The organism is Neobacillus sp. Soil_C_43 (genome assembly GCF_057656715.1).
Genome location: NZ_JBDGJV010000015.1, coordinates 142,698 through 161,272 on the forward strand (window position 1 = coordinate 142,698; position 18,575 = coordinate 161,272).

Annotated in this window: 17 protein-coding genes and 1 riboswitch; of the genes, 13 read left to right on the forward strand and 4 right to left on the reverse strand. The window is 40.2% G+C overall.

The annotated features are described in order from the left end of the window. The first annotated feature begins 19 nt into the window (after positions 1–19). Positions 20–119: riboswitch (purine riboswitch) on the forward strand. Positions 120–178: 59 nt separating this feature from the next. Continuing rightward, positions 179–1,171 carry an adenosine deaminase gene (gene add / locus AC3A54_RS18940; protein WP_487655703.1) on the forward strand — a complete coding sequence of 331 codons (993 nt, stop codon included), beginning with the start codon at positions 179–181 and terminating at the stop codon, positions 1,169–1,171. A 49-nt stretch (positions 1,172–1,220) separates the two neighbouring features. Here add and AC3A54_RS18945 read toward each other — a convergent pair whose 3' ends face one another. Together AC3A54_RS18945 and AC3A54_RS18950 are read right to left on the reverse strand one after the other, a co-directional pair. Next, positions 1,221–2,666 (reverse strand): DEAD/DEAH box helicase, encoded by a 1,446-nt coding sequence (locus tag AC3A54_RS18945; protein WP_487655704.1) that lies wholly within the window; start codon positions 2,664–2,666, stop codon positions 1,221–1,223. A gap of 149 nt (positions 2,667–2,815) precedes the next feature. Next, a complete protein-coding gene (locus AC3A54_RS18950) occupies positions 2,816–3,586 on the reverse strand; it encodes a CPBP family intramembrane glutamic endopeptidase (protein WP_487655705.1) in 771 nt (256 codons plus the stop codon). 189 nt (positions 3,587–3,775) lie between these two features. Here AC3A54_RS18950 and AC3A54_RS18955 point away from each other — a divergent pair, with 189 nt between their 5' ends. The 4 genes from AC3A54_RS18955 (at position 3,776) to AC3A54_RS18970 (ending at position 7,404) form a co-directional block, all read left to right on the forward strand. Next, positions 3,776–4,969, forward strand: a complete 1,194-nt coding sequence (locus tag AC3A54_RS18955) for a sensor histidine kinase (RefSeq protein ID WP_487655706.1) — start codon at positions 3,776–3,778, stop codon at positions 4,967–4,969. Beyond that, positions 4,944–5,597, forward strand: coding sequence for a response regulator transcription factor (locus tag AC3A54_RS18960; RefSeq protein ID WP_487655707.1), 654 nt, complete (start codon positions 4,944–4,946; stop codon positions 5,595–5,597). Before AC3A54_RS18955 ends, AC3A54_RS18960 begins: the two co-directional genes overlap by 26 nt. A 191-nt stretch (positions 5,598–5,788) precedes the next feature. Continuing rightward, positions 5,789–6,820 (forward strand): Delta(5) desaturase DesA, encoded by a 1,032-nt coding sequence (gene desA / locus AC3A54_RS18965; RefSeq protein WP_487655708.1) that lies wholly within the window; start codon positions 5,789–5,791, stop codon positions 6,818–6,820. Between the two features lie 65 nt (positions 6,821–6,885). Next, positions 6,886–7,404: a response regulator gene (locus AC3A54_RS18970; RefSeq protein WP_335546184.1), complete on the forward strand. Its 519-nt coding sequence runs from the start codon at positions 6,886–6,888 to the stop codon at positions 7,402–7,404. A gap of 108 nt (positions 7,405–7,512) precedes the next feature. Here AC3A54_RS18970 and AC3A54_RS18975 read toward each other — a convergent pair whose 3' ends face one another. After that, complete coding sequence (locus AC3A54_RS18975) at positions 7,513–7,962, reverse strand: Lrp/AsnC family transcriptional regulator (protein ID WP_335546182.1); 450 nt, start codon at positions 7,960–7,962, stop codon at positions 7,513–7,515. 281 nt (positions 7,963–8,243) lie between these two features. On the opposite strand from AC3A54_RS18975, the gene AC3A54_RS18980 reads away from it, so the two are divergent. The 8 genes from AC3A54_RS18980 (at position 8,244) to AC3A54_RS19015 (ending at position 16,859) form a co-directional block, all read left to right on the forward strand. Further along, positions 8,244–9,809, forward strand: coding sequence for an ABC transporter substrate-binding protein (locus AC3A54_RS18980; RefSeq protein ID WP_487655709.1), 1,566 nt, complete (start codon positions 8,244–8,246; stop codon positions 9,807–9,809). Between the two features lie 87 nt (positions 9,810–9,896). Beyond that, on the forward strand, positions 9,897–10,850 hold the full coding sequence (nikB, locus tag AC3A54_RS18985) for a nickel ABC transporter permease (RefSeq protein WP_309856213.1): 954 nt from the start codon (positions 9,897–9,899) through the stop codon (positions 10,848–10,850). 2 nt (positions 10,851–10,852) lie between these two features. After that, positions 10,853–11,737, forward strand: a complete 885-nt coding sequence (locus AC3A54_RS18990) for an ABC transporter permease (protein ID WP_335549081.1) — start codon at positions 10,853–10,855, stop codon at positions 11,735–11,737. A 10-nt stretch (positions 11,738–11,747) separates the two neighbouring features. Then, on the forward strand, positions 11,748–12,788 hold the full coding sequence (locus AC3A54_RS18995) for an ABC transporter ATP-binding protein (protein WP_487655710.1): 1,041 nt from the start codon (positions 11,748–11,750) through the stop codon (positions 12,786–12,788). Next, positions 12,745–13,737 carry an ABC transporter ATP-binding protein gene (locus tag AC3A54_RS19000; protein WP_487655711.1) on the forward strand — a complete coding sequence of 331 codons (993 nt, stop codon included), beginning with the start codon at positions 12,745–12,747 and terminating at the stop codon, positions 13,735–13,737. Before AC3A54_RS18995 ends, AC3A54_RS19000 begins: the two co-directional genes overlap by 44 nt. Positions 13,738–14,123: 386 nt before the next feature. Further along, positions 14,124–15,734: a gamma-glutamyltransferase gene (gene ggt, locus AC3A54_RS19005; protein ID WP_487655712.1), complete on the forward strand. Its 1,611-nt coding sequence runs from the start codon at positions 14,124–14,126 to the stop codon at positions 15,732–15,734. 25 nt (positions 15,735–15,759) lie between these two features. Next, on the forward strand, positions 15,760–16,332 hold the full coding sequence (locus AC3A54_RS19010) for a chromate transporter (RefSeq protein WP_487655713.1): 573 nt from the start codon (positions 15,760–15,762) through the stop codon (positions 16,330–16,332). Continuing rightward, positions 16,332–16,859, forward strand: a complete 528-nt coding sequence (locus AC3A54_RS19015; RefSeq protein ID WP_487655714.1) for a chromate transporter — start codon at positions 16,332–16,334, stop codon at positions 16,857–16,859. The genes AC3A54_RS19010 and AC3A54_RS19015 overlap by 1 nt, the downstream gene beginning before the upstream one ends. 521 nt (positions 16,860–17,380) lie before the next feature. Here AC3A54_RS19015 and AC3A54_RS19020 read toward each other — a convergent pair. Next, positions 17,381–18,133, reverse strand: coding sequence for a class I SAM-dependent methyltransferase (locus tag AC3A54_RS19020; protein ID WP_487655715.1), 753 nt, complete (start codon positions 18,131–18,133; stop codon positions 17,381–17,383). Positions 18,134–18,575: the final 442 nt, after the last annotated feature.

An 18,575-nucleotide genomic window follows, 5' to 3' on the forward strand; every position in this document is an offset into this window, starting at 1 on the left:
AAATCTTTATTAAGCTTGTCTCAATGAAATAAGCAAAGTTCGTATAACTCCAAAGATATGGTTTGGGGGTCTCTACCAGGAACCAATAATTCCTGATTACGAAGAATGTACATGTAAGTGTATTTTCTTCGTAGTCAGGAATTTTTTTTATATAAAAAAATGACGGGGGTCACATCACATGAATTTTACTACTTTACCTAAAATTGAATTACACTGCCATCTTGATGGAAGCCTTAGAGCGGAAACAATTATTGATATAGCAAAAAGAGAGGGCATTAGCTTGCCTACGATGGATAGGGACGAGATCCAACAAGAGCTCATTGCTCCACTAGATTGTGAATCTCTTGATGAGTATTTGAAGCGTTTTGCTCTTCCGAATTTAGTAATGCAGTCACAGGAGAATTTAAAGAGAATTACCTTTGAACTGTTTGAAGATGCTGCAAGAGAAAATGTGAAATACATGGAGGTTCGTTTTGCTCCATTGCTTCACACGGCTCAGGGGTTATCTGTAGAAGAAATCATCCAAAGCGTGATTGATGGAATGAGAGAGGCTGAACAACAATTCGATATTCATGGCAATATCATTCTATCCTGCATGCGGACGATGTCAGCTGAAAGTGCTTTTGAGGTCGTGGAAAAAGGAAAGCAATTCCTTGGTAAAGGGGTTGTGGCCATTGACTTATGTGCATCGGAAGAGGAAGGGTTCTGTGGGGACTTCGTAGAGCCGATTGCATTAGCAAGAGAGTACGGCTATAGAGTAACGATTCACGCCGGCGAAACGGGTGTAGGAAAAAATGTCCTTGAAGCGGTTGAGCTGTTAGGGGCAGAAAGAATTGGGCACGGTGTATTTATTAAAGACTGTACTGAGGCCTATGATGTAGTGAAGGAAAAACAAGTAGTCCTTGAAATGTGCCCAACAAGCAATGTTCAAACCAAGGCGGTAAACCAATTCAGCGAGCACCCTATCCATGATTTTCATAAGAATGGTATCAAAGTAACGGTTAATACCGACAACAGAACGGTGTCCGATACAACAATGGCGAAGGAATGTACGATTGTCTTTGATGAATTCAACATGAATGAAGAGGATTATAAGAAGATTTATCTCGATAGTGTGGAAGCATGCTTTGCAGACGAAGATACCAAGGTGGAATTGAGGAAATATATCTAAATATAATAGCGAACAGTGTCAGCAGCACTGTTCGCTATTATAAATTGCATTATTTAATCGCCTTACTCACTCTCAACTTCTTGCCTTTGACAGGTGTATTCTCCATCGCCTGAATGACGAGTGAACCTTTTCCGTTAAGAATATCCACATAAGACATCTGATCATGAATGGTGATAATACCGATATCATCAGCCGTAACTCCAGGAATTTTGGCGATGGTCCCAACGAAATCGATAGCGCGAAGCTTCTTCTTTTTGCCGCCATTGAAGTGGAGCTTCGTGATTCCTTGGTTGATTCGAGCGGTCTTATTATTTCTTACCACGCGACGGCCACTGATTTTTTCCTCAAAAGCTGCTTTTCCTTTAGCAACCTCGCCTTGGCTAGGTGCGTCCATTCGAGGTATTTCAAAACCAACATACCGTTCAATGGCTCGAAGGAATTTCTCTTCATACGGAGTCACAAATGTAATGGCTTTTCCTTTCTTGCCAGCACGACCCGTTCTTCCTGTGCGATGGACATAGCTCTCTTTTTCCATAGGAACATCATAGTTGAATACTAGTGAAACATTATCAACATCAATCCCTCGCGCCGCTACATCGGTTGCAACAAGATAACGGAAATTGCCCAGTTTAAATCCATCCATTACGGCAAACCGATCTTGTTGTTCTAGGCCTCCATGGAGTCTTTCACATGAATAATTTGCTTCTTCCAATTCGCTATATACGGTATCTACATGTTCTTTCGTTCTGCAAAAAATAAGACAGCTGTCTGGATTTTCAACAACAGTTACGTCCTTAAGTAGCGAAAGCTTATCTTCATCCTTTACTTCGATTACACGATGTTCAATTGTATCCGTTGTGATTCCTGTAGACTCAATCTCAATATTAACAGGATCCTTCATATACTTATGGCAAAGAGCTTCAACATCTTTTGGCAAGGTAGCGGAAAATACCATTGTTACTCTATCCCGTGGGAGTTCCTTAATAATCGCCTCTACCTCATCAATAAAGCCCATATTCAGCATTTCATCTGCTTCATCAATAATAAGATACTTTATTTCATCAAGTACCAAGGTTTCCCTGTCGATATGGTCCATGACACGGCCAGGTGTACCAACAACAACATGTGTTTTCTGCTTCAATTCTTCTCTTTGTTTGGAAAAAGGCTCTTTTCCATAAACAGCGAGCGCCTTAATTCGTTTAAACCGTCCTATATTTGTAATATCTTCGCGAACCTGAACAGCTAGCTCTCTAGTTGGCGTAAGAATCAAGGCTTGAGGCTTTCTTTCTTCCCAGTCAATCCGTTCACAAATAGGGATAGCAAAGGAGGCTGTCTTGCCACTGCCAGTCTGTGATTTGACGACAAGGTCCTGGTTTTTCAAAGCCTGCGGGATCACTTCACCCTGCACCTCTGTAGGCTCTTCGTATTTTAAAACACCTAGTGCTCTCTTTATTTCTTCACTTAAATTATATTCCTCAAAACTTCTCTCACTCATGTAGTAACCTCTTTTTTTGTATTATCCGACTTATATATAAGATTTCTCTCAAAGATCTATCATATGCAAAAGCTGAATACGGTTATTATACTTGAAAGACAGAGAAAAAACGAACAGTGACTCGTACTGTTCGCCCATTTGAAGCCCTATTATTTTGCAGTAAAAGAAACCATTCCAACATTTACACTGTTGTTTTTCTTTTTTAATAAGTAAAGTGCATAAACAAGAAAGAGCAGGTTTAACAGTACAAATATGGATAACCATCCAAGTGAAAAGTTGGTACTGTGAACGCCGTATTCACCAGTCGCTGCATACTCAACAGCATCTAAAACAAAATGAAATCCGATGGCGGGTAGTAAGCTTTTACTTTGTAAACGCATAGCGGTTAGCGCCATACCAGCGATGAAAGTCCAGGCAAACTGGAAGACACCAAAGATTACATCCCCTCCGACAAGAATATTACCAAGGTGTGCTACTCCAAAAAGAAGTGAAGGAACGATTATGGCGACAGCTTTTCCGAATGGCAACATGGCACGTAAAAGTATACCTCTAAATAGAATTTCTTCGTTTACAGCTACCCCAATGGCGGCGATCATTAATAAAGGAACATGGCTCCATGTAGAGTGAAAACCTAAATGAAGTGCCAAAGTGAACGGAATCGCAAGAGCTGGTAACCATACAAAATAATTATTGGCAGTTGCTTTAATTAATCCGATTTCCTTATCAACCTTTACCCATTTTACCGCTAAAAACGCACAGACCGCATATAATAGCATAACTAACCAACCTAAATCCTTCTGAACAGTAAGTGCTGGATTGAAGACTTGAATACCCTTAACTGTTAGCATCCCAAGAATTCCTCTTCCAAACATAACCACTAAAAATAATACTAATCCATGACGATATAGAAAATTTCTCATTACTAGCTCCCCTTTGTTCTCATTTGTATCTTCATTATGAAATAGAAGAGGTCAGATCCAATAGTGTGCTTTGTCATAACATCATCATGTGCAGTCATATGACTTATGTGACTTTTGAAAAAAGGTAAAAAGGAAGTGCGTGTTGAATTAGTAAAACGATTCATATTTGAAAGCATGAGGGAGAGCTGAATGGTACCATTTCAAAATGAAACCCATTGGGTTTATAAAATTGCTCAACTCACCAGAATTGGTTGGTTTATTTTACATTTATTGATTGTAGTTTTGTTTCTAAACCCTATTCCCCTGGCTTGGTTGAACATGACCTTGCTTTTTGCAGCATTTCTCATTCCTCAATGGACGAATAGCTCAAGGAGAAACTATCCGCTACTTGAATTATTCTTTAGCGGTTTGTTTTTAATCGTAGGTTGTTACTTATTAGGCAAATATTCCTCCTTTTTAGCCATTCCATCCTTATGTGCAGGAATTTATAGTCGTCCTGGTAAAGAGAGATGGCTCCTATGGGCGGGTTTTACGATTGTTCCTTTTCTAGCGATTCTGGCTGTAGGCTTAAATCAATTGGGGATGGGCGTCATTGATGGACTCTTTTTTTTCGGTGTAGGCATTGCCATTTCGAAGGTTCTTGAAGCGGAGAAAAAGACAAAAGTTCTACTAGAAGAAAATAACAGGCAAAATCAACTTTTAGAGGAATATGCCAAACAGATTGAAAGCATTACGTTATTGGAAGAACGGAATCGGCTTGCAAGAGATTTGCATGATACAGTAGGGCACACATTTACATCCGTCATTATGGGGCTTGATGCAGTATCTTTCCTGATGGATGCATCTCCACAAAAAGCAAAGGAACAAGTGGGCAGGCTTAGAGACGTGATGAGGAGATCGCTAGAGGAAACAAGAACGTATATTCATCAAATTTCCCCAAATGATGATAAAGAGGATTTGTCTTCCCAATTGAGGAAGGTAGCCAATGAGTTTGCTTTACACACAAAAACGGAAATTATTTTTAAAAGTAACGGTGCACCAGTAGCTATTTCTTTCCAAGGAGCGATTGCACTAACCCGTTGCCTTCAAGAAGCTTTAACAAATGCAGTCCGCCATGGTCAAGCAAACGAAATCGTTGTCACTCTAAACCAGGAAGTATCACAAGTTATTTTAGTGATTATGGATAATGGGATTGGGATAAAAGAGGAGAAATTTGGTTTTGGCCTTAACGGAATGAAAGAACGTCTGGAATCCCTCCAAGGCAGTTTGACCATAAAGTCGGGTAATCAGGTGGGAACCGTTGTTACTTGCTTTTTTCCTGTAAGAGTTGAGCGAATGAGGGGAGAAAACCTACAAGATGATAAAAGTATTGATTGTGGATGACCAAGAACTCATCCGTGAAAGCCTTTCGATTGTATTAGGCGGTGAAGCAGATTTTGACATAGTGGGAGTAGCAGAACATGGACAGATGGCGATAGAGCTTACAAAAAAACTTTCACCTGATCTTATTCTAATGGACATTCATATGCCTCTAATGGACGGAGTGGAGGCAACACGGCAAATTAAAAGTCAGTTTTCCTCAGTAAAGGTGATTATTTTAACCACATTTCAGGAATTAGAATACGTTAGAGAAGCGTTAGCCACAGGAGCGGAAGGTTATTTACTTAAAGCCATCCATCCAAGAGACCTTGCGGCAGGAATTAGACTTGTTCATCACGGTGGAACTCTCATTACTCAGGAGATTGCCAAACAGCTAATCGCAGACTGGATTACGCCGTCGGAAAGATTGAAAACGGAAAAAAGTAAAAAAGCTAGCTATGGCCTTACAGAAAGAGAAATTGAGGTGCTTAAGGAGCTGTCAAAGGGAGCTGCTAATCGTGAAATCGCTCGAAAACTATTCTTAACAGAAGGAACAGTAAAAAACTATATCTCAAACATTTATTCAAAATTAGAAGTCACAGGACGACATAAAGCCGTCTTTAAGGCGAAAGAAGAAGGAATTATTCATTAAAAATAAATAATAAAAAAAGGTGCCTGACCCCCAGTGCGTTAAAGTGCTGGTGTCAGGCACTTTTTTCATTATTTTCACCTTGTATATGACATTTATCATGGTCTACACATGACACCTGATACTAACATGACTAACAATATTGCACTATACTTTGAAATAACAACACAATTAAAGGAAGGGAATTCAAAAAAATGACCTTACAATCTACAAAAAATTTGCGAAAACAAGTGGCTCCATTTGAAAAATCAACAACTAAAGAGAGTATTTGGCAAATCATTAACACGGTCGTTCCGTTTGTGATTTTATGGTTTTTAGCGTATATCAGCCTTTCTGTTTCTTATTGGCTTGCATTAGTTCCTATTGTTATTGCCGGTGGGTTTCTAACAAGGATTTTCATCATTTTTCACGATTGTACCCATCATTCATTCTTTAAAAGCCGTCGTGCTAACCGTATTGTTGGGACATGTATGGGTGTTTTAACTATTTTCCCTTTTGATCAATGGGGACATGAGCATTCTGTGCATCACGCTACAAGTGGTAACTTAGATAAACGTGGTACAGGCGATATATGGACACTTACGGTAGATGAATATTTGGCAGCACCGTTAAGCCTTCGATTAGCCTACCGTTTTTATCGTAATCCATTGGTAATGCTTGGTTTAGGTCCGATTTACGTTTTCCTTTTAAAAAATAGATTTAACCGAAAAGGTGCGAAAAAGAAGGAACGCAACAATACGTATTTAACGAATGTTTTAATTGTTGCATTGTATGCATTACTTTGCTGGGCTATCGGCTGGCAGTCGTTCCTTTTAGTACAGGGTTCCATTTTCATGATTTCAGGTGCAGCAGGTATTTGGCTGTTTTACGTACAGCACACTTTTGAGGATTCTTATTTTGAAGAAGATAAAGAGTGGGAGTATGTAAAAGCAGCAGTAGAGGGTAGTTCTTTTTATAAGCTTCCTAAAATCATGCAATTTCTGACTGGTAATATTGGTTATCACCATGTGCACCATTTAAGCCCAAGGGTTCCTAACTACAAGCTTGAAGAGGCACATAATAATACAGCTCCACTACAAAACGTACCAACGATCACCCTTGCTACAAGCTTAAAGTCACTCCGATTTCGCTTATGGGATGAGAAAAACAAGAATTTTGTCAGCTTCAAAGAAGTGAAAGCAGTAGCGAAAAAACGTATTTCTGTTCATGCCAAACCCGAAGTATAACAAAAAGCCCCCTCATTGGGGGTTTTCGCATAAATGTAATGAGCCCCAGATAAGGAGAGGACCGAATGATTCGAATTGTCATCGCAGAGGATCAGGAAATGCTGCTAGCAGCCATGGGTTCCCTGCTTAATTTGGAAGAGGATATGGAAGTGGTTGGGCAAGCCCGCAACGGGGAAGAAGCACTTACACTTGTTCGCCAATTGCAGCCGGATGTTTGTTTGATGGATATAGAGATGCCAAAAATGAGCGGTTTGGATGCAGCAGAGGCTATGAAGTCGCATGGATGCAAGGTCATCATTTTAACCACTTTTGCAAGGAATGGGTATCAGGCACGAGCATTAACGGCTGATGTCAGAGGATATTTATTGAAGGACAGCCCGAGCGAAGAGTTAGCATGTTCAATTCGTTGCATTATGAGCGGGAAGAGAGTGTATTCTCCTGAACTTATGGACCCAGATTCGAAAATAGATGTTTTACAGCGGTGGGAGGATGGTCCATTAACAAGCCCACCGAGTGACAAAACAGGGCTGGTCAGAAAATACTTTTCCTCAATTTTGGATAAAATGAAGCAGCCAACTGGATAAAAGATTAAAAGGCATGAACATTTGGTTCATGTCTTTTTCTATTTGTGCAGTTAAAGGGCTGAAAGAACGAGGTCAGCCCGACAGCCAATTGCCTCTAGGTAATACATTTTAAAGCTTTAATCCAGTCCTACTCTTAAATCTTCGTAATAAGATGTGGCTCGCCACTCTTGTTATTCCTTCTAAACTATATAATTCCTCATTAATAAATTTCTCTAAACGCAAAAAGTCCTCAACAAGGACGTGCATATGTAAGGTACTCGGTCCAGTCATTTGGTAGCAGCTTGCGACGCTAGGGTTATTGGCTAATGTTTCGGCCACGCTGACGAGTGATGCTGGTTCACAATCTACCTCGAAGAAAGCAGAAACAGCTTTTCCCACTTTATCAGAATTGATGACCACAGTGAACTTTTCAATAATGCCATTCTCTTGTAATTGGTTTACCCTCTCACGAATCGATACCCTAGATAAATTTAACTCTTTCCCGATATCTACATAGGACATTCTGCCGTTTTCCGCAAGCAATTCGAGTATCCTGCGATCGATTTCATCAATTTTCATACGTCGTCCCCCTACATTCCCTAAGCATTTGTAAATTTATATTAACGTACAATCCTAGTTTTAATCAAATGGATATTGAAAATAGATGGAAAAATTATACTAGAAAAAAATTTTAATATTTTCCGAATATTATATAGATTTTTAAAAATCACTGTATTATAATAAAGCAAAATTACAAAAAGTAATAAAAAATAACGAAACGCTTTCAAAAAGTAGTCAATATGTAATCTTTTTATACTTAAAGATAAATGTTTCGTTATACGAAAGGGGAAAAGAAAAAGATGGCTAACAAGACAAAAGTTTTCGCAGCATTATTTATGAGTCTCTTGTTGCTTCTAACTGGTTGTGGCAATAATAATTCTTCCAGTTCAGGGGCGCAGGATTCACAAAAGGCAAGTGCACCAGTAAAGGATAGTGGGGATAAGACCACATTAACGGTCGGTCTAGATGATGACCCACCACAATTAGACCCGCATTTTTCAACGGCAGCTGTTGATAGACAAGTGTTTCATAGTATCTATGACAAGCTGATTGACGTGGATGAAAAGCTAAACTTCGTTCCACAACTAGCGAAGAAATGGGACATTTCTGAAGATGGAAAAACCTATACCTTCTATTTGCAAGAAAACGTAAAATTCCATGATGGAACACCATTTAACGCAGAAGCAGTTAAATTCAACTTTGAACGCATGTTAGATCCAAATGCTGGGTCACCACGTGCATCTGAATTATCTTCTATTCAAACAATTGAAGTGGTTGATGAAAATACACTTAAAGTACAGCTTAAAGAACCATACAGCCCGTTCTTGGCAGCTTTATCTGACCGTGCTGGGATGATGGTTTCTCCTACTGCAGTAAAAGAAAAAGGAGCGGACTTCGCTAATTCTCCTGTAGGAACAGGGCCATTCAAATTTGTTTCAAGAGTGAAGCAGGACAAGATTGAAGTGGAAAAAAATGCGGATTACTGGGGCGGAGCGCCAAAGTTTGAAAAAATCGTTTATCGTCCATATTCAGATGAAAACGTACGTCTAACCAACTTAACTTCAGGTGAACTGGATATCATTAGCAAGGTTCCGCCAAAAGATGTTGAAAAACTAAAAACGGACTCTAACATCAAGCTTTCAGAAGTCGGAGCACTTGGATTTCAAGGATTATATTTGAATCACAAAAAAGCACCATTTAATAACAAAGCACTTCGTCAGGCATTAGATCTAGTTATCGATCGTGATGCGATTATCAAGGTTGCGCTTCGTAATACAGGCGTACCTTCTGCAGGAGCCATTCCTCCAGATTCATGGGCGTTTGATAAGAGCATCAAACCAACAAAGAAAAATGTAGAAAAAGCGAAGAAAATCATGGCTGATGCCGGTTTCCCTAACGGATTTGAATTTACGCTTCAGCTTTCGCCTAAACCAGTGGAAGAACAAATGTCACAAATGATTCAATCGATGGCAGCAGAAGCAGGAATCAAGGTGAAACTTGAAATCGTCGAGTTTGGAACCATGCTAGATAACATGGATAATTTCAAATTTGATGCGGTTCGTCTAGGATGGAGCGGAAGAACAGATCCCGATGGAAATATCTTCGCACTCTATCATTCTACTGGCTCCATTAACTACGGATATTCTAATCCGAAAATGGACGAGCTGTTACAGCAAGCCCGTGTAGAAACAGATAAAGCTAAGCGTAAAGAGATTTACTCACAAGCTACTAAACTTGGACAAGAAGAAGTACCATACATCTTCCTATATCACGAACTAGATTACAAAGCATATAAAAACAATTTACAAGGCTTTAAGCACATCCCGGATCAAATGATGCGCTTCCATGACGTTTCGTTTAAATAAGCAATAGCTTTGAATCGGCTTGGGGGAAATACTCCAAGCCGATCATATTTCATCACAGCTGAACGCCTTAGAAAGGGAGGGGCATACGTGGCAAAGTTTTTAATTCGAAGATTAGGTCTTATGGTGGTCATTCTTTTTTTAGTAAGTATTATCGTTTTTTCATTAGTCCATGTGACACCAGGTGACCCGGCAAGGATGATTTTAGGGCAAGAAGCAACCCAAGAAGCTCTCCAAGCTTTACGTGAGAAAATGGGATTGAATGATCCTCTTTATATGCAATATATCCATTGGGTATCAAATGTACTTCAAGGAGATCTTGGAAACTCATTGAAAGATAATACACCGGTGCTTAGTGTATTACTTCAAAAACTCCCGGTAACCATTCAGCTTTCTGTTATGTCCTTTTTAATTGCCATGATCATTGCGATTCCGGCAGGTATAATCTCAGCAACGAGAAAGGGAAGCTTCTGGGATTACTTTGGCACGACTTTTGCATTGTCTGGTGTATCTATTCCGCCATTTTTCTTAGGTATTTTACTGATCTTTATTTTTTCAATCTCACTAGGCTGGTTCGCACCTTCTGGATATGTGGAACCATGGGTTGATTTTAAAAAGAGTATGATGTTAATGATTTTACCAGCGCTAGCAGTAGGTGTTCGCTTAAGTGCTGAAATTACAAGGATGCTTCGTTCAAGTATGCTTGAAGTTTTGCAGGCTGATTATATTCGTACGGCCTATGCAAAAGGGGTATTAGAAAAAGGGGTTGTCCTTGGACATGCCTTGAAAAATGCGTTAATTCCTGTTGTAACGGTAAGTGGATTACAATTGGCCACCTTCTTAGGTGGAGCAGTTATAACGGAAACCATCTTTGCTGTTCCAGGACTAGGGCGTCTAGTAATTGATGCGATATTAACAAGAGATTTTCCTGTAGTACAAGGGGCCGTCCTATTTATGGCCATTGCTGTTGTAGTGGTAAACTTCTTGATTGACATCCTTTATTCCGTACTAGATCCAAGAATTAAGCTGACAGGAGGACAATGACGATGGAAGCTAAGTTGGAACAACTAGTAAAAGTGGAAAGTCCAAGAAAACGTAGATTGAAAGAAATGAGTTCTCGTTTTTTTCAAAATAAATTAGCTGTTATTGGCGGAGTGTTTACCCTGCTGCTCATCTTGATGGCTGTGTTTGCTCCATTTGTTGCACCACATAGCCCTAGTGAGCAGGATTATGCGAAATTCCTTCAAAATCCAAGTGCAGCTAATATCATGGGTACAGATGAACTGGGCCGTGATATTTTCAGCCGGATTATTTATGGAGCACGAGTTTCCATCCAAGCTGGTATTATCTCTGTTGGTATAGCACTTTTAATTGGAATTCCTATTGGATTATTTTCAGGTTATTACAGAGGAGTCCTTGATGAATATGTAGTCATGCGTTTCACAGACGCGTTGCTTTCATTCCCCCCATTAGTATTAGCCCTTTCCCTTGCAGCTGTACTTGGTGCGGGATTACAAAACGCGATGATTGCGATTGGAATTATTTTTACACCTAACTTTATTCGTCTTGTAAGGGGAGAAGTATTGAGTCAAAGGGAAAGAGAATATGTCACTGCGGCTAAAGCATCAGGTATTAGCGATGTAAAAATCATGTTCCGTCACATTTTTCCAAACTGCTTACCACCGATTCTTGTTCAAGCGACTTTATCCATTGCTGCAGCTATCATTTCTGAAGCGTCCTTAAGTTATTTAGGATTAGGTACTCAACCGCCAACACCGAGCTGGGGTGCGATGTTATCGATGGGACAAGGGTATCTGAAAGATGCTCCGTGGATTTCATTGTTTCCAGGATTATTTATCTTTCTAACGGTTCTATCAATCAACTTATTTGGTGATGGATTACGTGATGCACTCGATCCGAAGCTGAAGTGAGGGGAATAATATGTCAAATTCATTATTAGAGGTTAAGGATTTAAAAGTCAGCTTTGTTGGCAAGAAGAAAACAACGAATATTGTTGCTGGATTATCATTTACGGTTGAAAAGGGAAAAACCCTGTGTATTGTTGGAGAATCAGGTTGTGGAAAAAGTATGACCTCCCTATCTGTTATGGGATTATTGCCTGAGACAGGACAAATCGAAGGAGAAATCCTGTTAAAGGGTGAAAATTTAGCTGGTAAATCAATGAAACAAATGAGTAAAATTCGCGGCAACCAGGTCTCAATGATTTTCCAAGAACCAATGACCTCGCTAAATCCTGTCCAGACGGTCGGTAAACAAATTGCTGAAACGATCATTATTCACCAGAATTTAAATAAAAAAGAAGCAAAGCTTAAGGCGATCGAAATGTTAAAACTGGTGGGCATTCCATCACCTGAAAAACGGGTCGATGCCTATCCGCATGAATTGAGCGGAGGGATGAGACAGCGTGTGATGATTGCGATTGCGCTAAGTTGTAATCCGGAACTTCTTATTGCGGATGAACCAACCACTGCATTGGATGTAACGATTCAAGCGCAAATATTGGATTTAATGAAGAATTTGCAAAAAGACTTGGATATGGGAATTATTATGATTACTCATGACTTAGCTGTTGTCTCTGAAATGGCTGACACGGTTCTGGTGATGTACGCAGGGAAAGCTGTTGAATACGGAAGTAGGAAAACCGTCTTTAATAATCCACTTCACCCATACACACAAGGTTTAATGAGGTGCATCCCGGATGTCGATGCAGAAGATAATGTGGAAGAGCTTTTTGTCATAAAAGGGTCTGTCCCATCACCGGATGCCATGCCAAAAGGATGCCGATTTGTTGATCGATGTCCGTACGCACAAGAAATTTGTAGAAGCCATGCTCCGGATATTACATCGATAGAGGAACAGCATGCTGTAAGCTGTTGGAAATATACAGATAAATGGAATGAAAAGGAAGGTGAGCTTAATGAGTCTTCAATTAGAGAAATCGCAGCAACAAAATCTTCTTGAGGTTCAAAATTTAACCAAACACTTTCCTGTTGGTGATCAAGGGTTCTTTTCTAAAGAAAAACAGGTTGTCAAAGCATTGGATGGAATCAGCTTTTCTTTAAAAAAAGGAGAAACGTTGGGGATCGTTGGAGAATCAGGCTGTGGTAAATCCACTATGGGACGTGCGATCCTCAGACTCCATGAGCCAAGCTCCGGAACTATTATATATGAAGGAAAAGATATTACTCGTGTAAAGAAGAAGGAAATGAGAGAAAACCGTAAGGATCTGCAAATCGTTTTCCAGGATCCGTATGGCTCGCTGAATCCACGGATGACAGTAGGAACCATGCTTTCTGAAATTGTGGAGACACATAAGATTGTTCCTAAAAAAGATGTTTACGATTATGTTTGCAATTTATTAGTAGAAGTCGGGTTAAACGAGCAATATTATCATCGTTTTCCACATGAATTCTCTGGTGGTCAGCGTCAACGGGTGAGCATTGCCCGTGCGTTATGTACCAATCCAAAGTTAATCGTTTGTGACGAAGCGGTATCTGCGCTTGATGTATCGGTACAATCACAAATTCTAAATTTATTACAACGATTAAAAAAGGAACACCAATTAACCTATTTATTTATTTCGCATGATTTAAGTGTAGTCAAGCATGTCAGCGACCGGGTAGCAGTGATGTACTTGGGGAAAATGGTAGAGCTTGCGGATAAAAAGGAACTGTATGACAATCCGCTTCATCCGTATACAAGAGCCTTGCTATCTGCAATCCCTTCTACAAAAGAAGAGAAGAAAAGGGAAAGAGTTATATTAACTGGGGATGTGCCAAGTCCAATTAATGTTCCAAGCGGCTGTCGGTTCCATACAAGATGTCCATTAGCAACGGATAAATGTCGGGTGGAAGAACCTGCATTTAGTGAAGTAAGCGGGAATCATTTTGTTGCATGTCATTACGCCTAAATTCGGAAGAGAAAGAGGCTGATCCCTTCACTTTGAGGGCGCCTCTTTTTTGTTAAAATCAAGGCTGTGTTAAAGAGCATTGTTGATTTTTACACCCTGTTGATTGGAGCGGAAGGCACGAAGACTCCTGTGGGAGTATGTTTCAGGGGAGACCCCGCAGGCGCTTTTCTCCGAGGAGGCTCGCCGAAACACCCACGAACCGCTTGTGCCTGGAGCGGAAATCAACAGGCAAGTTAAACATAGCTAAAATCAAAAATCGTACAAATCTTTTTGTTATTTTTTTCGAATTGAATATTCCGTTTGTAAGTTTAATAGGATAAAATGATTAACAAAGGAAAGTTAAAGAGCGCCAATCATGAAATGTATGTATAAGGGGAGAACGATTCATGAACTTTGATTACTTGAACTATCCATATCCATCACAAAGAATGACGACAATAGCCAAAAATGGCATGGTTGCAACATCTCAGCCCTTAGCGGCACAAGCAGGTCTAGATATATTAAAAAAGGGCGGGAATGCCATTGATGCGGCGATTGCTACTGCTGCTTGTTTAACCGTAGTTGAACCCACCTCCAATGGAATCGGTGGAGATGCCTTTGCGCTTGTATGGACAAAAGGCGAACTGCATGGACTAAACTCAAGCGGCCCCTCTCCAGAAAGCATCTCAATCGATGCGGTTAAGGAAAAGGGGCACGAAAAGATGCCAACCTTTGGCCTTGTACCCGTAACGGTTCCTGGCGTACCTGCAGCATGGGCGGAGTTATCTCGTCGTTTCGGTAAGCTTCCATTAACGGAAGTATTACAGCCGGCCATTGAGTATGCGGAAAATGGCTACCCGCTAAGCCCGATTTTAGGGAGGTACTGGAATATCGCGTTTAATAGATTCAAAGATTTATTTACTGGCGATGAATATAAAGGTTGGTTTGAAACCTTTGCTCCAGATGGAAAGGCTCCTCAAACAGGGGAAATCTGGAGCTCAAAAGGTCATGCCAACACATTACGCAAGATTGCAGAAAGCAATGCGGAAAGCTTTTATCGCGGAGAATTGGCTGATCAAATCGATGAGTTCTCAAAGAAGCACGGTGGATTCCTTTCGAAAGAGGATTTAGCTGCATACAAGCCTGAGTGGGTACAGCCGATTAAGGTTAATTACAGAGGCTATGATGTGTGGGAGATTCCGCCGAATGGCCAGGGAATCGTTGCTTTAATGGCCCTTAACATGTTGAAAGGCTTAGAGCTGAAGGAAAAGGAATCAGTGGATACGTATCATAAGCAGATTGAAGCGATGAAGCTAGCTTTTGCTGATGCCAAAAAATATGTAACAGACCCAGAAAAAATGTCCGTTACGGCTGAACAGTTATTGTCGGAAGAATTTGCAGAAGCGAGAAGAAGCTTAATTGGGGATGTTGCTCTTACTCCAGAGCCGGGCACACCGCCTAAAGGCGGTACTGTTTACTTGGCAACGGCAGATGGCGAGGGCAATATGGTTTCCTTCATTCAAAGTAACTATATGGGCTTTGGTTCTGGAATAGTTATCCCTGGAACAGGAATCGCGTTGCAAAACCGAGGTGCTGATTTCTCGTTAGATCCATCTCATGAGAATCGTTTGGAGCCTGGAAAAAGGACGTACCATACGATTATCCCTGGATTTTTAACAAAAGATAATGAAGCCGTTGGACCATTTGGTGTGATGGGTGGGTATATGCAGCCTCAAGGCCATGCTCAAGTCATCATGAACACAGTTGACTTCCACCTAAATCCGCAAGCAGCTTTAGACTCGCCAAGATGGCAATGGATGGAGGGGAAGAAAGTTCAAGTTGAACATTCATTCCCAGCACATATTGCCGCGGCCTTAGCAAGGAAAGGTCATGAGATTGAAGTAGCCTTAGATGGTGGAGGATTCGGAAGAGGACAAATCATTTGGAGAGACCCAAGTACCGGTGTGCTTTCAGGCGGAACAGAATCAAGAACGGATGGAACCATTGCGGCCTGGTAAATTAATAAAAGGTGTTGAATAAATAATGAAACAGAGGGATATATCTATCGCTTTTTTCCGTTCCGGAATATTAGGGTACGGAGGGGGACCATCATCGATTCCGCTCGTTCATAAAGAGGTAGTTGGAACCTACAAATGGATGACCGATGATGAATTTGCAGATGTTTTGGCGTTAGCAAATACCCTTCCCGGCCCTATTAACACAAAAATGGCAGGGTATATCGGCTATCGAGTGGGCGGATATGTAGGTATGCTAAATGCCATTTTTTCCTCCATCGTTCCTACTATTATATTAATGATTATCCTGCTAACCTCATTGGCATCGGTCAAGGATCTACCATGGGTAGCAGGCATGACTAAAGCAGTCGTACCAGTTGTAGGTGTAATGATGGCCACATTAACATGGGATTTTTATAAGAAGTCGTATCAAACGCTAGGCCATATTAGTGCAGGTGTAACGGTTGTTGGGAGTTTACTATTATTAGAGGTCTTGCATGTGCATCCTGCCATTTTAATCGTGGCCATATTATTATTTGCCTTAGTGAAGCGTGATAAGGCTGCTAAGGTTGAAAAAAATAGTGAAAGAGAGGTGGGATAATGCTTTATTGGCATATCTTTCTTGCTTTTTTCATTCCAGGAATTGTTGGTTATGGCGGAGGACCTGCTTCGATTCCGCTTGTTGAAAACGAAGTTGTCGATCATTACGGGTGGATGACGGTACCCGAATTTAGTGAGGTATTAGCCTTAGGAAATTCACTGCCCGGTCCCATTGCGACAAAAATGGCCGGCTACATTGGTTATGAGCAGGGTGGAGTTCTAGGTTCAATCGTTGGGATTTTTTCGACTGTTGCTCCTTCGCTTCTATTAATGATTGTTCTATTAGGTCTTCTATACAAATATAAAGATTCTCCTAAGGTGAAGCGGATGACCAATTATATCCGACCAACTATCGCCGTAATGCTAGGTGTGATGGCATTTAGCTTCTTTTCTACTTCTTACTCGGATACAGGTGTGCTTCAAACGGTGATTCTGATAGGGGTAAGCTTTTTTCTCCTTGAAAAATTAAAGGTACACCCAGCTTATGTAATTTTGGCGTCGTTAATATATGGTGGGGTATTCTTATAGAAGGAAAAAACTCAAGCTAATGAGGCTTGAGTTTTTTGTTGTAGTGAAATTCTTGTTGTTAAAGGAAGCAGGGGAGATTCAAAGTGACCGTTAGAGTGAAAAAGAAGTGAGCGTGGAATTATAAAGAGGTCACAATGCCTGTTAGAGGGAAAAAGAGGTGAGGGTATGAATTGTGAAGGGGTAACAATGCCCGTTAGAGAGTAAAAGAGGTGAACATGGGAATTGTAAAGAGGTTACAGTGCCAGTTAGAGAGTAAAAGAGGTGAACATGGGAATTGTAAAGAGGTTACAGTGCCAGTTCGAGGGTAAAAGAGATGAGTATGGGAATTGTGAAGGGTTCACAGTGCCCGATAAAGAGAAAAAGAGTTAAGTATGGGAACTGTGAAGATTTCACAGTTCCTGTAGTAGGAAGTAAGAGGATTGTATGGTCACTGTGAGTGGTTCAAAGTCCCATAAAAGAAGTTACCTTGGAATTCGATATTATTCTGTTGGTAACAGCGATGGGTTTGCGAATAAGTCAATTTAGTCGTTTCGAAACAAATATAAACCAAAACCTAATGTATCCCGGCCCCATTTTAAATAAGTTCTCCGCCATTTTCTAATTCTCTCAAGCATGGCTGCCTTATCTGGATCATCAGGATTTTCATGACAATAATTTTCAATAGAAGAGGAATAAAGCCACTCATAGTCATCCCAGTCATCTTCGTTTGCGACGTAAGACCAAAGAGGAATGAGTCCAAGTTCTTCCGCGGTCATTACATTCCGTGCATGACTTTTCAATTCAGATTCTTCTGCGCCTCCCAATGCCTCTAAGTATTCTTTGCTAGGTGTCTTCTTCCAATAGCCCTCTCCGATTAAAATGTATCCATCTTTTTTAATGAGGCGTTTCATCGTTTTAAGAGTAGGCTCAAGCCCACCCAAAGCGTGAGTGGATCCAATACAAATTCCTAAATCAAATTCACCTGCTTCGTATCTCTGCACAGCCAAGCTAGCATCATCTACCACAAAATTAATGCAGCCTTCAGGAATACGGCTTCCTGCACTAAGTTTTGCTTCCTCGATAGCACCTTCATACAATTCGATTGCAGTTGCGGTAATTTGAAAATCTTCAACCAGACGAATCAGCAGTTCTGATTTCCCTGCACCGATATCAATAACTTTTTTGTTTGGTTCAGGTGACATCATTCGAATCATTTTCATGAGCTTTTTTTCGTTAATAGGGTTACTGAACGCGTGATTGCGATGTGCAATAGCGGAAAATCTATTTCTATCCATCTATTTCTTCCTCCCATGAGAATTGGTTTTTATAAATTTCTTTCATTTTAATCTTCCCCATTAAATTCGACTTCTGAGTTTATATTCTGATTTGGTATTGGAAAATCCTTTTTTGATAAAGGAGGAAAGATGTTGACATTAAGATAATATGATAGTAATATAGTAATTCTTGAAGGAGAACATCTTTAATTTAATTGTTTTTCTTGAGGGTGAAAATAAAGTATTGACGAGATTGATTTTATAGTATAATATTAATCTCTGTTGCTACGAGATAGTAACTTTGTAAAAAAGAAGTTAAAAAAAGTTATTGACTTTCGGTTGATGACTTGGTATGATAATAAAGTCGCTTTTGAGCGATTGAGAATTTGTTCTTTGAAAACTAAACAAACAAAAACGTCAACAAACAAAAATATTTCGTTTCTTTATTGAAACGAAGCCAACG

Coding starts and splice junctions, on each gene's coding strand:
- AC3A54_RS19020 (WP_487655715.1), bottom strand. CDS start 18,133: ATGGATAGAAATAGATTTTCCGCTATTGCACATCGCAATCACGCGTTC.
- desA (WP_487655708.1), top strand. CDS start 5,789: ATGACCTTACAATCTACAAAAAATTTGCGAAAACAAGTGGCTCCATTT.
- AC3A54_RS19010 (WP_487655713.1), top strand. CDS start 15,760: ATGAAACAGAGGGATATATCTATCGCTTTTTTCCGTTCCGGAATATTA.
- AC3A54_RS18960 (WP_487655707.1), top strand. CDS start 4,944: ATGATAAAAGTATTGATTGTGGATGACCAAGAACTCATCCGTGAAAGC.
- AC3A54_RS18955 (WP_487655706.1), top strand. CDS start 3,776: ATGGTACCATTTCAAAATGAAACCCATTGGGTTTATAAAATTGCTCAA.
- add (WP_487655703.1), top strand. CDS start 179: ATGAATTTTACTACTTTACCTAAAATTGAATTACACTGCCATCTTGAT.
- AC3A54_RS18980 (WP_487655709.1), top strand. CDS start 8,244: ATGGCTAACAAGACAAAAGTTTTCGCAGCATTATTTATGAGTCTCTTG.
- AC3A54_RS18995 (WP_487655710.1), top strand. CDS start 11,748: ATGTCAAATTCATTATTAGAGGTTAAGGATTTAAAAGTCAGCTTTGTT.
- AC3A54_RS19015 (WP_487655714.1), top strand. CDS start 16,332: ATGCTTTATTGGCATATCTTTCTTGCTTTTTTCATTCCAGGAATTGTT.
- AC3A54_RS18945 (WP_487655704.1), bottom strand. CDS start 2,666: ATGAGTGAGAGAAGTTTTGAGGAATATAATTTAAGTGAAGAAATAAAG.
- AC3A54_RS18970 (WP_335546184.1), top strand. CDS start 6,886: ATGATTCGAATTGTCATCGCAGAGGATCAGGAAATGCTGCTAGCAGCC.
- AC3A54_RS18975 (WP_335546182.1), bottom strand. CDS start 7,962: ATGAAAATTGATGAAATCGATCGCAGGATACTCGAATTGCTTGCGGAA.
- AC3A54_RS19000 (WP_487655711.1), top strand. CDS start 12,745: ATGAGTCTTCAATTAGAGAAATCGCAGCAACAAAATCTTCTTGAGGTT.
- AC3A54_RS18990 (WP_335549081.1), top strand. CDS start 10,853: ATGGAAGCTAAGTTGGAACAACTAGTAAAAGTGGAAAGTCCAAGAAAA.
- ggt (WP_487655712.1), top strand. CDS start 14,124: ATGAACTTTGATTACTTGAACTATCCATATCCATCACAAAGAATGACG.
- AC3A54_RS18950 (WP_487655705.1), bottom strand. CDS start 3,586: ATGAGAAATTTTCTATATCGTCATGGATTAGTATTATTTTTAGTGGTT.